The sequence below is a fragment of the Mammaliicoccus sp. P-M58 genome (assembly GCF_022386165.1).
Classification (GTDB): Bacteria; Bacillota; Bacilli; order Staphylococcales; family Staphylococcaceae; genus Mammaliicoccus; species Mammaliicoccus sciuri.
This window is the reverse complement of record NZ_JAJNJI010000003.1, coordinates 29,514-45,137: the sequence shown is the minus strand read 5'-3', so window position 1 is coordinate 45,137 and position 15,624 is coordinate 29,514. Positions and strand designations below refer to the sequence as shown.

Annotated in this window: 18 protein-coding genes; 5 read left to right on the top strand and 13 right to left on the bottom strand. The window is 32.4% G+C overall.

Features of this window, described 5'->3' with window-relative positions:
• Window positions 1-51: 51 nt before the first annotated feature.
• Genes LQ694_RS03940 through LQ694_RS03930 form a run of 3 tightly spaced genes read right to left on the bottom strand, consistent with a single transcriptional unit; the run spans window position 52 to window position 2,654 of the window.
• A complete protein-coding gene (locus tag LQ694_RS03940; RefSeq protein WP_025906882.1) occupies window positions 52-891 on the bottom strand; it encodes a helix-turn-helix domain-containing protein in 840 nt (279 codons plus the stop codon).
• Window positions 892-913: 22 nt separating this feature from the next.
• A complete protein-coding gene (locus tag LQ694_RS03935) occupies window positions 914-1,054 on the bottom strand; it encodes a hypothetical protein (RefSeq protein WP_158087713.1) in 141 nt (46 codons plus the stop codon).
• Between the two features lie 52 nt (window positions 1,055-1,106).
• The gene (locus LQ694_RS03930) at window positions 1,107-2,654 is read right to left on the bottom strand and encodes a M4 family metallopeptidase (RefSeq protein ID WP_218697199.1); all 1,548 of its coding nucleotides are present in this window, start codon (window positions 2,652-2,654) and stop codon (window positions 1,107-1,109) included.
• Between the two features lie 206 nt (window positions 2,655-2,860).
• Between LQ694_RS03930 and iadA the strand changes: the two genes are divergently transcribed.
• A complete protein-coding gene (gene iadA / locus LQ694_RS03925; RefSeq protein ID WP_218697197.1) occupies window positions 2,861-4,006 on the top strand; it encodes a beta-aspartyl-peptidase in 1,146 nt (381 codons plus the stop codon).
• 51 nt (window positions 4,007-4,057) lie between these two features.
• Here iadA and LQ694_RS03920 read toward each other — a convergent pair whose 3' ends face one another.
• Window positions 4,058-4,429 (bottom strand): winged helix-turn-helix transcriptional regulator, encoded by a 372-nt coding sequence (locus tag LQ694_RS03920; protein ID WP_048541216.1) that lies wholly within the window; start codon window positions 4,427-4,429, stop codon window positions 4,058-4,060.
• Between the two features lie 119 nt (window positions 4,430-4,548).
• On the opposite strand from LQ694_RS03920, the gene LQ694_RS03915 reads away from it, so the two are divergent.
• Window positions 4,549-5,739 carry an MFS transporter gene (locus LQ694_RS03915; protein ID WP_048541217.1) on the top strand — a complete coding sequence of 397 codons (1,191 nt, stop codon included), beginning with the start codon at window positions 4,549-4,551 and terminating at the stop codon, window positions 5,737-5,739.
• A gap of 71 nt (window positions 5,740-5,810) precedes the next feature.
• Here the strand turns inward: LQ694_RS03915 and LQ694_RS03910 are convergent, their stop codons facing one another.
• Window positions 5,811-6,527, bottom strand: coding sequence for a tyrosine-protein phosphatase (locus tag LQ694_RS03910; RefSeq protein WP_196968361.1), 717 nt, complete (start codon window positions 6,525-6,527; stop codon window positions 5,811-5,813).
• 186 nt (window positions 6,528-6,713) lie between these two features.
• Between LQ694_RS03910 and LQ694_RS03905 the strand changes: the two genes are divergently transcribed.
• Together LQ694_RS03905 and LQ694_RS03900 are read left to right on the top strand one after the other, a co-directional pair.
• Window positions 6,714-7,316: a nitroreductase family protein gene (locus LQ694_RS03905; protein WP_048541221.1), complete on the top strand. Its 603-nt coding sequence runs from the start codon at window positions 6,714-6,716 to the stop codon at window positions 7,314-7,316.
• Window positions 7,317-7,400: 84 nt separating this feature from the next.
• Window positions 7,401-7,583, top strand: a complete 183-nt coding sequence (locus tag LQ694_RS03900; RefSeq protein ID WP_025906889.1) for a hypothetical protein — start codon at window positions 7,401-7,403, stop codon at window positions 7,581-7,583.
• A 436-nt stretch (window positions 7,584-8,019) separates the two neighbouring features.
• Here LQ694_RS03900 and LQ694_RS03895 read toward each other — a convergent pair whose 3' ends face one another.
• The 8 genes from LQ694_RS03895 to LQ694_RS03860 form a co-directional block, all read right to left on the bottom strand.
• Window positions 8,020-8,586, bottom strand: a complete 567-nt coding sequence (locus tag LQ694_RS03895) for a GNAT family N-acetyltransferase (protein WP_196968360.1) — start codon at window positions 8,584-8,586, stop codon at window positions 8,020-8,022.
• 13 nt (window positions 8,587-8,599) lie between these two features.
• Window positions 8,600-9,469 carry an ROK family protein gene (locus LQ694_RS03890; protein ID WP_218697195.1) on the bottom strand — a complete coding sequence of 290 codons (870 nt, stop codon included), beginning with the start codon at window positions 9,467-9,469 and terminating at the stop codon, window positions 8,600-8,602.
• A 70-nt stretch (window positions 9,470-9,539) separates the two neighbouring features.
• A complete protein-coding gene (corA, locus tag LQ694_RS03885; protein WP_058611455.1) occupies window positions 9,540-10,484 on the bottom strand; it encodes a magnesium/cobalt transporter CorA in 945 nt (314 codons plus the stop codon).
• An 88-nt stretch (window positions 10,485-10,572) separates the two neighbouring features.
• Window positions 10,573-11,415 carry a formyltetrahydrofolate deformylase gene (gene purU, locus LQ694_RS03880; protein ID WP_096791949.1) on the bottom strand — a complete coding sequence of 281 codons (843 nt, stop codon included), beginning with the start codon at window positions 11,413-11,415 and terminating at the stop codon, window positions 10,573-10,575.
• 118 nt (window positions 11,416-11,533) lie between these two features.
• The gene (locus LQ694_RS03875) at window positions 11,534-12,394 is read right to left on the bottom strand and encodes an SDR family NAD(P)-dependent oxidoreductase (protein ID WP_218697193.1); all 861 of its coding nucleotides are present in this window, start codon (window positions 12,392-12,394) and stop codon (window positions 11,534-11,536) included.
• Window positions 12,395-12,411: 17 nt separating this feature from the next.
• On the bottom strand, window positions 12,412-12,729 hold the full coding sequence (locus tag LQ694_RS03870) for a PTS sugar transporter subunit IIA (protein WP_049319956.1): 318 nt from the start codon (window positions 12,727-12,729) through the stop codon (window positions 12,412-12,414).
• Between the two features lie 9 nt (window positions 12,730-12,738).
• Entirely contained in the window at window positions 12,739-13,041 is a 303-nt protein-coding gene (locus LQ694_RS03865) for a PTS sugar transporter subunit IIB (protein WP_037589973.1), read from the bottom strand.
• Between the two features lies 1 nt (window position 13,042).
• Window positions 13,043-14,140, bottom strand: a complete 1,098-nt coding sequence (locus tag LQ694_RS03860) for a DUF871 domain-containing protein (RefSeq protein ID WP_096791947.1) — start codon at window positions 14,138-14,140, stop codon at window positions 13,043-13,045.
• A gap of 112 nt (window positions 14,141-14,252) precedes the next feature.
• Between LQ694_RS03860 and LQ694_RS03855 the strand changes: the two genes are divergently transcribed.
• Window positions 14,253-15,551, top strand: coding sequence for a PTS sugar transporter subunit IIC (locus LQ694_RS03855; RefSeq protein ID WP_058611460.1), 1,299 nt, complete (start codon window positions 14,253-14,255; stop codon window positions 15,549-15,551).
• Window positions 15,552-15,624: the final 73 nt, after the last annotated feature.

Below are 15,624 nucleotides of genomic sequence, written 5' to 3'. Positions count from 1 at the left end.
TACTTTCATATCCCATTCGTTTAAAAGAATTGGTTATGAAAGTATTTTTGTTTATAAAGTTTTCATTAAATCTCTAATTAATATTGTGATGTTATGTTTTTTAGATTGTTCACTTAAGAAAAGTGCAATTTCTAATTGTTTCTTATCTGTATCATTTAGAATGCCCATCTCTAATCGTGATTGCACAATATTATAAACTAATTCGCTATATAACATATATCTATTCGATTTAATCGTAATATCTAATGCAGATTGAGCATAAGCTAAACATCTGTCATAAGCTTTTTCATTCGAGTAAATATTAGATAATGTATATAACAATTTGATTTGATAATTATCGTCTACATTATAGCGTTTAGCAATTTCTAAACCTTGTTCTAATGATGACTTTGCTTTTTCATTTTCATTCTGTCTATAGTAGTAAATTGCGCGCGTATTACAGATAGAAACTTGTAATTTCTCATACATATTATGATCCATTAAACGATAAGCTTCTTCTATTAATTGTAGAGATTGTTCAACATCATCATGCTTATAAAAAGTAATAATTGATCTTACCCACTTCGAAGCAGCAATTTCATCTGTTGAACTATTTGATAAATAATTGCCATCTATAATAGGTATTAGCGCATCATAATCACGCTCTTCTAACAATCTTTCTATTACTTTTAACTTCTGTTCTAATTGTGTATCTAACTCATCGCCAATATATAAATAGTCCATACTACAATTTAATCTTCTTGAAATGTTAAATAGTAGTTGAGATCCCGGTTGTAATTCATTCTTTTCTATTTTTGAAATTTGACTTTGAGTCGCAATACCTTGCGCTAAATTCTGTTGAGATAGCTTTAAATCTATTCTCCTTTGTTTGACACGTTCTCCTAATTTCATATATAACGCTCCCCGTATTCAGTTATCGAATTAACATGTTTGAATAACCCACGCTATGCATATCATCTGGTATCGGTGTTGCTGTGTATATTTGTCCCGTCAAATATACACGACCTCGATTCATAAGCATTTTACGATGTATCATATGTTTCGAATTCTGCATGTTAATGTCCTCCTCTTTATTTTAAGTCTCAATGTGTGAAAATACAATTATTTTATCCAGTTACGCCTACTGAATTCCAAGCATTGACTACTTGTTGTACTTCTGTTGAGTTTGCACCATATAAATCAGACGCTGCTTGTTTTAATGCAAATTTAGTATCTAAGAATGAAGAGTTTGAACTTAAGTATTGTGTTAAAGCTCTATAATAGATGTCTTCTGATTTTTCTTTTCCAATTTTAGTAATCGTTAAATAAGCTGCTTTATTTGGAATACCACTATTAATATGCACACCACCATAGTCACCTTGTTCAGTATTTGGCAAGTTCTGATAGTTATTCATATGTGCAGGTTGATTATATTGTTCTGGGTTTGAAAGACTTCTTAATCCATCACCTGGTTTACCTGGTGTGTATGCATCTTCTCCCATTAGCCAGTCTTCAGGGTCAACGAAGTAACCAAACACATCTGACATTGATTCATTTAAAGCACCTGGTTGATTCTCATATACAAGATTTGCACTATGTTCTGTCACAGCATGTGTTAATTCATGTGCAACAACATCATCTGCAGCTGATAATGATGTAAATGTTTTGCCATCACCATCTCCATACACCATATATTGGCCATTCCAAAAGGCATTATTATAATTTCTATCAAAATGAACAATAGAATTAATTTCTGCACCGTTTCCATCATAACTATCTCTATTGTGAGTGTTTAAATAGTAATCATAAGTTTTAGCAGCATTAAAATGCGCATCCACACCTGCAGCTTGATTTTTACTATTAAAGTTTGTATCCGTATCTGTCATAAGTGAAAAGCTAGACGTGCCATTCTTTGCATCATAAGTATGGATTGTTCCAGAATGTGTTTCATCTTGTAAACCATAACCATTGCTTATTTTTGTTAAATTGAGTGGCTTTTTAGTATCCCCATTAACACCTACTCCACTCCCAGCAATATGTTCAATTTTATTTTTCTTACTTACGACTTCACCAGTCTCAGCATCAATTTTAATTTCCCAACGTGCTGGTTTAGGATCTAAATAAATAATTTCAACATTATAGACTAATTTTTTCTTTTCAGCATTAATCACTAATTCATCTTTATTAACGACTTTTTGTCCTTTAATATTTTTCACTTCATTTTGACTCACGCCGATACTTTCAAAAGCTTTATTAACCGCTTGATCTTTAGATAAGCTTTGTTTATTTGTATATGTAACTTTTTCTGTATTGACGTCCCCATTGACGAGTTCTAATTCTTGATTATGATTGGTATGTATCTTGACTTCTTTATCTTCGACAACGTAGTTATCTACTTTAGGTTTTAAAGTATAATGCGTATATCCTAAGTTATCTTTAAATTCATTTGCTACTTCAAATTGTTTGTAACTTTTCTTAATATTTGGATTGCCTGGTAACTGACTCAAAATGTCTTGCGCTTCAGCTTTTGTGTTAATTTCTTGTTTAGGAATTGATTTTAATTCCTTTTGATCTAAAGGACTACTTTCTTTCGCACTTGCCACATTTGATAATCCTAAAGTCAAAGCCATAACTGAAGTAAAACCTACTGATAAAATTTTTTTCGATCGATACATTTAATCCACCCCTATATATTTTTAGAATAAGTACAATTTAATTATATATAAACTGAAGTATAAAGTCATTATAAAAAGTGTAATTTTATATTACATTTATATTACATATAGAATATCGACATATATTAATTTGGTTTGCTACATTTTGATTTCACGACATACTTACACTAATATATATATAAAGAAAGCTTTAAAGGAGGATGCTGATGTTTACAATTATTAAAAATGGTGATGTATATTCACCGAACTATAAGGGTCAGCAATCGATACTTATTCAAGGGCGATCTATTATTAAAATCGGAGATATAGATATTGAATTAATAAAGCAACTGGATCCAAACTTAAAGATCATCGATGCTACAGGATATACGGTTATGCCTGGGATTATAGACCCACATATTCATTTGCTCGGAGGTGGCGGAGAAGCGAGTTATGTAACACGAACACCAGAAGTCCAATTAACAAATTTAATATCAAATGGTATTACAAGCGTAGTTGGATTAATAGGTACAGATGGTATTTCTCGAACACTAACGAGTTTATATGCAAAGGCTCAAGCATTAGAAGCTGAAGGTGTCTCTACATATATGTACACAGGTAATTATCACTTACCCGTTACTACAATTACAAACTCCATCAAAGAAGATTTGTTTTTAATTGATAAAGTGATTGGTACTGGTGAGATAGCAATAAATGATTTCAGATCATCTATCCCAATAACTGAAGAACTCGCGAGAATTGTGGCTGATACAACAGTTGGTGGTATGCTAAGTGGAAAAGCTGGTGTAACACATTTTCATATAGGTACAGGTAAACATAAATTAAAACAAATTCATGACCTAGTCGATCATTATGATGTTAAACCAAACAAACTATATGTTACACATTTTGATAAAGGTATAGATTTATTAGAAGAAGGGATCTCATTAAGTCATAAAGGTGTGTATGTTGACTTAACAGCAAGTACAAATACAGTAGAATACGTCAATTATTACCGTTCTCATGGTGGAGATATTTCGAAATTAACCGTTTCTTCAGACGGACATGGTAGTTTACCTAAATTCGATGAACACAATCAACTTGTAGGTTATGATGTAGCAAAATGCAGTACGCTAACAGACCAATTATTTAATTTATTGGTACAAGACTCGAACTGGGAAGAAGTGATTGCTTTATTTACTTCAAATGTCGCAAACGTATTAACACTGCATCATAAAGGTCATATCGAAGAACACTATGATGCAGATATATTAATAATTGATCCGAAAAAGAAACAAATAAAAGATGTATTTGCAAAAGGACAACATATGTTTTCAGATTATAAAATGATTAGAAAAGGCATGTTTGAATAAGATACAAAACAAGCAGGGACAAAATTGTCCCTGCTTGTTTACAATTCCTACTTAAACACCATCTATAAATTCTACGGAATCAAGCTCTATTTGCTCGCCGTCTTCTTTACGTTTTTTAATATGGAATTCTCCCCATTTACATAAGTGCTCTAGTAATTCATTTAATGTACTGCCATATTCTGATATCTCGTATTCAACCTTTGGTGGTACTTGTTGATATACAATTCGATTAATAATGCCATCTTTTTCTAATTCTCTTAATTGTTGCGTTAACATTTTTTGTGTAATATGTGGAATAGCTTTTTTAAGTTCAGATGTTCGCATTGTCCCATGCTTTAAATGACACAGTATCACTGGCTTCCATTTACCGCCAATGACATCTATCGTTGCTTCTACACCAATATTATATTCCGTAACTTCCATCATGATTCCTCCCTAAGGCACTTTTTAGTACCTATATGACTTTAAAGTGCGTACTTCCTATTTACCTTATTACGTTTTAAAATATCACATATCTTATAAAAAAGGAAGGAATTTAAAAATTGAAAAACAAATTTTCAAATCAACTCGCACTTATTTCACTTGCTATCTCAGCTTTTGCTATTGGTTCTACTGAATTTATTAGTGTTGGGTTACTCCCATTAATTAAAGACGCCTTTGATGTGACGATCCCATTAGCAGGACTTACTGTATCTTTATATGCTATTGGTGTTACAGTTGGCGCACCTATTTTAACGCCTTTAACAAACAATATGAAAAGAAAGACTGTTTTGATACTCATTATGGTTGTGTTTATCATCGCTAATGTATTTGCAGGACTTGCAACATCATTTAGTTTATTACTAGCTATGAGAGTGCTTAGTGCTTTCTCACATGGTGTATTCATGTCTATTGCAACAACTATTGCAGCTGACTTAGTCCCTGCGCATAAACGTTCAAGTGCCATCGCCATGATGTTTACAGGTTTAACAGTTGCAACGATTACAGGTGTCCCATTTGGAACTTGGGTCGGTCAAAACTTCGGTTACGAAATGTCATTCTATACGATTGCTTTAATAGGACTCATTAGTTTAATCGCAAATATATCATTCGTTCCAAAAAATTTAACAGAATATGAGCAAGCACCTATTATTAAACAACTTGCTGTCTTTAAGAACAAACCACTTATGTCTATTTATTTAATTACAGCGCTTGGCTACGGTGGTACATTTGTTGTTTACACATATATGACTGAAATTTTAACGAATATTTTAGGTTATGAAACAAATAGTATTGTTATTATTTTGATTTTGTATGGTGTAATGGTTGCGATTGGTAATACATTAGGTGGAAAATTAACGAACCATGCCCCAACAAAATCATTAACGATTATTTTTCTATTACAAGCATTAACGTTATTACTAGTCGGATTTACGATACATTTTCATGTCGTTGGTCTTATCAGTATTTTATTAATGGGACTATTCGCATTTATGAACGTACCCGGCTTACAACTGATTGTCGTACTTTTTGCTGAACGTAATAGTAAAGAAACTGTCAATTTCGCTTCAAGTTTAAATATATCTGCATTTAACATAGGTATTACACTTGGATCTGTTATCGGCGGATTTATATTAAATCATTTAACATTATCAAGTACACCTTATTTCGCATTCATCATGGTGCTTGTAGCAAGTATCTTAATGTTTGTCGTCAACAAACATGAAACAACTGAACCTTTACAAACAACTTAGTAATAATAGAAAAGCGAGAAATGTATGAGATATCAACTGGTACCTCATGTGTTTCTCGCTTTTTAAATACTTCAAATTTCTTCATTTTTTAATATTTTTCGTGCATTCTCTTTCAATCGTGTGACAGTTTCAATACTTTTCGTACGTTCTAAAAATTCATAAGCTTCTTTAATATGAAAGTTTCTATTAGAAGTATTATGAGCATCGCTTCCGACAATATGAATCGCATTTTGTTCTAATAAATAATCAGCTACTCTTTTAGCATCTTCACCATATTTATGAACTAAAGAGCCTGCTGTAACTTGGCATAATGCCCCTCTATCAATTAAATCAAATAAAATTTGTGGATCATCTTGAATAGGAATAATACGTTCTGGATGAGCTAATATTGGACGGTATCCAGCGTTAAATAACTTTTCAAATGTTTGTTCAGCAAATTCTGGTATTGAGAAAAATGGAAACTCAATTAACACATATCTTGAACCTTCAGTAATAGGTAACAATTCACCAGATTCTAATCCTTCAAGTTCTTCGCCAAACATATGAATTTCTTGGCTTGGATAAACTTTAATATCAATATGATGATCATTTAATATAGATTGTACTTCTTCAGTTCTACTTTTAACGATATCTGCAGTATTTCTAAATCGATGTTTTATATAGTGAGGTGTTGCAACTATATCTGTTATACCTATTTTCTCAGCTTCTCTTGCAAGTTCTAGCATACTTTCCTCATCTAATGGACCATCATCTAATCCATATAATAAATGATTATGAATATCTATCATGTGCACCTCTCCTTTTATCACGTAACTATAATCATACAACTTTATTCCCTTATTACTTATATTGTAACAAATAACCGTTTGTAACCAGTATTAAAATGACTGATTTTTGTAAATAAGCAGAAAAGTTGTTTTTAAGACTATTTTATATGAACATAAAAATATCGACATATAAGGAGTGGGAAAAACATGGAATTAGCAAAAGCATTAGAAAGAAGACGCTCTGTTAAATCTTATGAGCCATACGATTTAGATAGAGAAACAATTTATAATTTATTAGATCAAGCTGCATTATCACCTTCAGCTTGGAACTTACAACAATGGAAAGTAATCGTTGTTGATACAGATGAAGCAAAAGAAAAATTATATAACGCGGCTAATAAACAAATTAAAATAAAAGAATCTAGCGCGACATTTATTATTTTAGGTGACTTAAATGCACATGAAACAATTGGTGATATCGCAGATGATTGGATAGACCATAAACATATACCAGCTGATAAGAAATCAGGATTAATACAAAGTGTCCACCAATTCTTTGAAAGTGATTCAAACAGAAGAGACGAAGCAATACGTGGTGCTTCATTATTTGCGATGAGTTTAATGTTAGTCAGTGAAGACGCAGGACTTGCAACTTGCCCAATGATAGGCTTTGACAAACAAGCAGTTATTGATGCATTTAATATTGAAGATAACTTAGTACCAGCAATGCTTATCTCAATTGGTAAAGGTGAAATGAATAATGATAGAGCTTCACGCATACCAGCATCAGCATTTGCGAAATTCGAATAACGAATGTTCTAAATTTGTAAAAAACTCACCTCATTCATGCATGAAAAAGCATTATAATGAAAGTAACAAAGTGAGGTGTTTAAGATGAACAAACGTTATCAAAAGGTTCTAGTACTTTACTTAATTTCAACGTTCGTGCCATATGCATTATTCAGTAGAAAAAATGATAGCACATTAACTAAAACTTGGTTACCAAGTTCATTAGTAGGATACGGTATCTTTGCATATGGACTCAAAGTTTTAACAAAAATGAAAAAAGCAGCTTAAACATAAGCTGCTTTCCGATTATGAGCAACCTGAACTTATGTAAGTTCAGGTTGTTTTTTTGTTGTGGGAGGGGTGGTGGTGCGAAAGATGTGAGTTTATTCTGCCTTTAACTCACATGTTCATCGATCTCGTGAGTTTACTACCTCTTTAACTCACGTCTTTTACAATCTCGTGTGTTTATTCTGCCTTTAACTCACATCTTTTACAATCTCGTGTGTTTATTCTACCTTTAACTCACATCTTTTGCTATCTCGTGTGTTTATTCTGCCTTTAACTCACATCTTTTGCAATCTCGTGAGGTTACTTCACCTTTAACTCACATCTTTTGCTATCTCGTGTGTTTATTCTGCCTTTAACTCACATCTTTTGCTATCTTGTGAGTTTATTCTGCCTTTATCTCACGTCTTTCCTAATTTCATGACTCTAACCTACACCACTACTTCTCACTTTTTACCAATTCTGCATATTCTGTATCCGTTATGGCATAAATGACATCGTCTACTATTTTTTCTTTATGAATTCTGTTTTTAGGCATAACACCTATTTTCTTCATGCCGAGTCTTTTCATTACTTCTCCTGATTTAGGATTAATTGTACTGTGCATTGCTTTTACTTGATTAAGTCCTAATGTTTCAAATGATAGTGATAGCAATGCTAATCCCGCTTCTGTCATATAGCCATTACCTGTATATTTTAAGTTAAGGGCATAACCGAGTTCTCCGCGTTTATGTTCTTGCTCAACTCTTAAATCGATTGTACCTATTAATTTATCTTCGGATTTTAATTCGATACCATACTTTCCTAATGGTGCATTCATATAATAACCGGCAATTGTACTTTTAGTGTCTTCTTTAGATAAGTGTGTTGGAAATACATGTGTTGTATTTTCAACATCAGATGCATATTCGAATAATGATTCAACATCATTTAAATTAATAGGTCTTAAAATAAGTCTTTCTGTTTCTAATATTTGATTTTCTGCTAATTCTACTAATACATCCATACTTAACACCTACTTATGATTGATATTCGTTCAACGCTAATGCTAGACAACCGATTATACCTTGGTCATCATTTAAACTTGGTGTAACAATATATTCTTCTACTGGTGGCACTGCAATATAGTTGTTATTCAATCGTTCAAATTGCTCATGCACTTTTATTAATAAATGTGATTGATGCATCACACCACCGCCAAAAATGATTTTTTCAGGCGACAACATTAACGCTGTATTAAGTGCTGCTTGTGCAATATAATAAGCAACGATGTCCCAATCTTTATCATTTTCATGAATTTCTTTGGCAGAAATACCTGCCCTTTTTTCGATTGCTGGTCCTGACGCTAAACCTTCTAAACAATTACCGTGATATGGACAATTACCTTCAAAGTCTTGGTCATCTTTATGAATTTTAACAGACATATGTCCCATTTCAGGATGACTTAAGCCTTGTACAATTTTCCCTTTAACGATTGCACCGCCACCAATACCAGTACCGACAGTATAGTAAACAGCTGAGTCGATATTTTTTGCGATGCCTTTTTGATACTCTCCATATAAAGAGGCATTTACATCTGTCGTAAATGCTACAGATACATCGAAATGCTCTTGAACTGCACCTATAAAATCAAAATTCTGCCACGCAATTTTTGGTGTCGAAGTGATATATCCATATGTATCAGAATCTTTATTGATATCTATCGGTCCAAATGATCCTATACCTATACTACTAATTTGATATTGTTTTAAAAATTCTATAACTTTAGGTAATGTTTCTGATGGCTCAGTTGTTGGTATAGAGATGCGTTCTATTACATTTAAATCTTCATCACCAACTGCACATACAAATTTCGTTCCACCCGCTTCAATCGCTCCTAGAAGTTTCACTTATATCACACTCTTTCCCATTTTATTTATTTTTCATAAGTCATAATCTGAATCATAACGCATACGTTCATTAGAACCATCTCTTCTTCTTGAAGACGATTAACATGATAATTGCTATAACGGCCATAATTATAAGGACAATGTAGTAACCTGTATGCCATTCGAGTTCTGGCATATTTGTAAAGTTCATTCCGTAAATACCTGCAATTAAAGTTAATGGCATAAACACAACAGAATAAATGGTTAATATTTTCATTATATTGTTCATCTTGAATGAGTTCAAAGAAATATAATTATCTCGTATATCACTCGTCATTTCTCGTGATGAATCTACCATTTCCATTTGTTTCATAAGGTGGTCATTAATATGCGTAATATATAGAAATTGTTGTTCATTCAGGTGTAAAACTTTACCCTCACGCATTCTATATACTAAATCCTTCATTGGCTGAACAGTTCTTTTAATAATCAGTAACTCTTGTCTTAAATCAAATGTGTCATCGATTAACGTCTTTGTTGTAATATCTAAATTATGACGATCTTCGAAATTAAACACCTTGTCTTCAATGTCGTAAATAAACGGAAAATAGTTATCTACTATATCATCTAGAATATGTAATAGTATATCTTTAGGTTCATTTATTTCGATTGTTTCATTAAATAACTTTCTTTTGATTGTATCGATTTCTTCATAGCGTTCTCTATGAAATGTCACAATAAAATCATCGCCTATAAAGATATCCACTTCTTCAGATTCTAAAGTCTTTAAATCTAATGCATGGAATACAATAAATTGATAATCATCATATTGTTTAAACTTCGGTCTTTGTTGAACTTGCGTTGCGTCTTCTACTGATAAAGGATGAAAATCAAAATAATCAACTAATATTTCGGATTCTTCTTTAGTTGGTTCATTTAAATCAACCCATATCCATTTTTTCTCTTCTGAAATATCTTTAGGTGAATTCGTTTCTTTTAGTTCGTCATTTAAATTGACATAATAAGTTTTAATCATCTTTTTCACACCATTTTTCGCTTTACTTTATTTCATATTATACAACTAAAAAAGCAGTGAGCAAATATACTCACCACTAAAAATAAATTTATGAAAATACTACTGTCTTATTACCATTTACGATAACTTTGTGTTCACAATGCCATTGCACCGCTCTCGCTAATACTTGAGATTCAACATGTCTACCTGTATGTTTCATATCTTGAGCAGTATATCTATGGTTAACTCTTACAACATCCTGCTCAATAATTGGTCCTGCATCTAAATCTTCAGTCACATAATGACTTGTTGCCCCTATTAACTTAACACCTCTTGTATAGGCTTGCTTATATGGGTTCGCACCAATAAATGATGGTAAGAACGAATGGTGAATGTTAATAATTTTCAAGTGATGTCTTTCCACAAATGTTGGTGACAATATTTGCATGTATTTCGCAAGTACAAGTAAATCAACATTGTAGCTTTCACAAATACTTGTAATTTCATCTTCACTTTCACGCTTTGTTTCTTTAGTTACGCTGACATGATGAAAAGGAATGCCCATATCCTCAACAAATTTGCGATTATTCTCGTGATTACTGATGACACAACTAATTTCAATCGGAAATTCTTGTCTATTCGCACGTAACATAATTTCACTTAACGCATGGTCTTCTTTAGACACAAGTAATGCTGTTTTCACTTTTTCTTCAGCATCAAAAATTTGAAAATTAATCTTTCTATTTGTTAGTTCATTCTCTAAAAGCGATTTAACTTCATCGTTTTTATCAAATTCTATACGTAAATATAAATGGTTTTCTTCTTCTTGAATGTCTGTATAGTGATCTAAATGAAATATATTTGAATTTGTATCTTTTATAATAGTTGATATTAATGACGTAATGCCAATTTCATCTTTACAATCAGCCAATAATATATAATGCTTACTCATGTGCCTCATCCTTTGATTAATTTTGGAAATATTCTTACAATATCAACTATTATAAAATTTAATTTAAAAGAAAACAATAAATTACATCATCAGTTTCAGATGTAAACGTATTCATGTATTATTTTTCCCAATACATAAATTGGTCTAGTTGTAATGATGCTAACGTTTCACGAATTAATCTTTTGCGGTCGTAGTAATTAAGTCCATGTGATTTGAGTTTTGTAATCTTTCCTTCTTTAACATATTCACCTTTATACAAATTTTTATCCTTCGATACTTTAATCGTCGACTTAGCGCCTTCTTTAGGAGATATAAATAATGGATCAAATATTTTATAAACTAAGTTCCCAAATGTTTGATTATATTTTGTTTTTCCTAAATTAGTTGAAACAGCACCTGGATGTACTGCCGTAACATGTAAGCCATCTTTTGAAAATTTTTCATGTAATTCTTGCATAAAATATAAAGTCGCAAGCTTAGATCTTCCATAAGACTTAATCGGATTATACCTTAAAGGATATTTAAAGTTTCGTCTTCCAAGATGTGCAAATAAATATGCGCCAGATGATACGATAATAATTTGTTTGTCATGACTATTCATAATTGAACTAAATAATATATGCGTTAGCATAAAGTGTCCTAAATAGTTCGTACCAAACATTAATTCGTAACCATCTACTGTTTTTTGTCTTGTTAATGACATAACGCCCGCATTATTGATAAGACAGTCGACATAAGGATATCGTTCTAAAACAAGTGTCGCAGCTTTCATAACATTTGCTAAATCTGATAAATTAAATTTAATCACGTCTACTTTTATATGTTGATGTTCCGCTTCTAAAAGCTTTTTTAAGTCATTGCCTTTATCAACATTTCTACATAATAAAATAATAATGTCATAATCGTGTGCTAATTCAATAACGGTTGATTTTCCTATTCCTGAAGTTGGTCCAGTGATTGCTAGAATTCTATTCGACATTGTTTATCTCCTTATTTTTATTGCTTTTTCACATAATTTTGATGTACATAAATCAGTTCTTTAGCCATTTCTTTAATAACTTCAGTAGAAATAAGTTGATCTTCAGCATGGGACAATAACAAATTTAAAGGAATCGGTTCACCTGAAGCTTCTGCTTGTATAAGATCCTTATGCACTTTATGTCCTTCAACTAAAAATTGATTACCTTCAGAAACTAAGTTCTCAGATGTTTCAAAATTGCCTTCTTTTGCTTCTTGAATTGCTTGCATATAATTGCTTTTTGCCATTCCTACATTTGTAATAATTTGAAAAGCAATTTGTTCATATTTTTCCATATTCTCACCTTATTCCATTAAGCTTTCGGCATGTTTCAATACACCTTCTCCATCCATCATGCCATATTGTTGCATATCAATAACGTCTACTGGTACTTTACCATTAGCTACTTTTTCTACTTGTGCTTTTTGAAATCTTACTTGTGGTCCTAGTAGAATAACATCTACTTCATCAACTTTTGTTTCTGCTTCTGATAACGCTAACGCCTCAACTTCGTAATCTTTACCTTCTTTATTTGCAGTATCTTGCATTTTTTTTACTAACATACTTGTAGACATACCCGCTGAGCAAACTAATAATATTTTTTTCATGTTAATCTTTCTCCTTTATATTAAATTTAAAATGTGCCCAAGGTTTTAAATAGTTGAGCAGTGGTAAATCATGTGGCTCAATTCTGCCAATCACATTGACTTTCCCAGTATTGAGCATTGGCTTTAATGCAATTTGTAATTCACCTTTATATTGACCATATTCTTCATTGTCTATTAATATGTCACCACGTTTAATGGCAACTGTATGATGTGCTGGAAATGATTCATTTTTATATTTCACACGACTTTGTGTTGAACGAATCATATACTCACTGACATCACCTCTATAAAAATGTGGCTCTTCGATTGCAATTTTCTTCTCTAAATCAGAAATTTCATCAAATAATTTTACATCAAATGTAATAGGTTCATTTATCAAACGACTCAAAATCTCTAATTCCGCTTCCGAAGGGTAACAATTGCTGATGATGACATCATCTATCAATCCAGTTGCCCATAAATGCTGTGCTTGGGTCGTTACTGGTAAACCTCTATGTTCTTCTAAAGTTGGCAAACCTTCTGTAACTGGCCACGGACCAAAGTCAGCTACTTTACTTGAAACAAAAGCTGCAGTTCTTAACCCATATTTTTTGAATTTTTTACTACCTTCTAAAAAGAATGCTTCTGATATCCCTGCATATCGATGCGGATAAAAATTATGACATCCAACTAAACAAGCGCGATTCGGCTCAAAATCCATCACATTATCAATATAATGATTCATCACACTCATATTCAGTTCAATCTTAATGCCATAAGGATTATAGGTCATGTCACTTGTTTCTTTTGCGCCTACACCTTCATCAAGTCTAATACCGTCTACACCTAACTCATTGAAAAAAGATAAATCATTTGGTTCAATTCCTAGTACTTTAAATGTGCGAGGTGCCACATCTATAAAAATTTCAAAGTTTAAATTTTTAGCATAACGAATTGTTTTTTCAATTATAGGTAACAATGTCGCTTTATTTTCATCAGTAAGTTGCAATAAATTTGTAAATATTCTCGTAAAACCGTACTGATGAGCTTTTTCGATATATTGAATATCTTCAACTTCATTTGATTTTCCTGGATATAAAGAAATTCCTAACCGTTTCATCAAACTTCACTTCCATTCGCAATATATTTCTTTTTTTATAATTTTGAATAATTTATCTATTTAGTTTATACTATAACAAAATTGAAGCGCTTACAAACGAAGGGGGATTTCTATGAATAACTTTGCTACATGGATAGAAGGCAAACTTTCAGGTCCAATGACAAAGCTTTCTAACCAGCGTCATTTACTCGCCATTCGTGACGGGGTCATTTCAGCACTTCCATTTATTATATTCGGCTCATTTTTCCTAATATTTGCGACACCACCGTTACCTGAATCTTGGGCAATTACTCAGTGGGCAACAGAACATGCTGAGCAAATTTTAATTCCATATAGAATGACGATGTTTATCATGAGTTTGTATATTGTGTTTGGTATAGGTTACAATCTCGCCAAATCCTATAACTTAGATCCATTGTCAGCAGCACAACTTTCCACTGCTGCATTCTTATTAACAATCGCACCAACTATGGATAAAAAATTAGGTTTCGTATTACCAATGACCAATTTAGGTGGTCACGGACTATTTGTTGCAATGTTTGTTGCGATATTCTCAGTAGAAATATATCGATTATGTAAAAATAAAAATATTACGATCAAGATGCCACCTCAAGTACCGCCATCAGTAAGTCGCTCATTTGAATCTTTAATCCCAGTAGTTTTTGTACTCGGTGCAATGAGTATCATTACAGTAGTGTTCCAACTTGATTTACATACACTCGTTGATAAAATCGTAGGTCCACTCGTCTTTGCAGGAGATACATTACCTGGTGTACTAGTACCAGTATTCTTAACAACTTTCTTCTGGGCATTTGGTATTCATGGTATGTCGATTGTCGGGACAATCGAACGTCCTTTATGGGAAGTTTATTTAGCTAAAAATGCCGAAGCACATGCTGCTGGAGAACCATTACCACATATAGCACCAGAAACATTTTTCCAATGGTTTGTTTGGATAGGCGGCGCAGGTGCTACATTAGGACTTGTCATTTGTATATTATTATTTGCAAAATCTCAGTTCTTGAAGAAATTCGGTAAAGCCGTATCAATACCATCATTATTTAATATTAATGAACCAGTAATATTTGGATTGCCAATCGTATTAAACCCAATCATGGTTATTCCATTTATTATCATTCCGTTAGTATTAACCGTTATAACCTACTTAGCAACATTGTTAGGACTCGTAAATGCCACAAGTGTAATGGCACCATGGACATTACCAGCTCCAATAGGTGCATACTTAGCAACAGGTGGCGATTGGCGAGCAATCGTACTCGTACTATTTAATATCGCCGTATCAGTCATAATATATTTCCCATTCTTCAAAATGTACGACCGTAAAATGGTCTTAGAAGAAAGCGGCGAATCAAAAGAAGAAATCGAACAAGATATGAAAGAAGGCAAATAGTAGGAAAGAGGAACCCTCAGGGACACTTCAAACTGTGTTCCTGAGGGTTTTTTGGGGTTCTGGTCACTCGTGA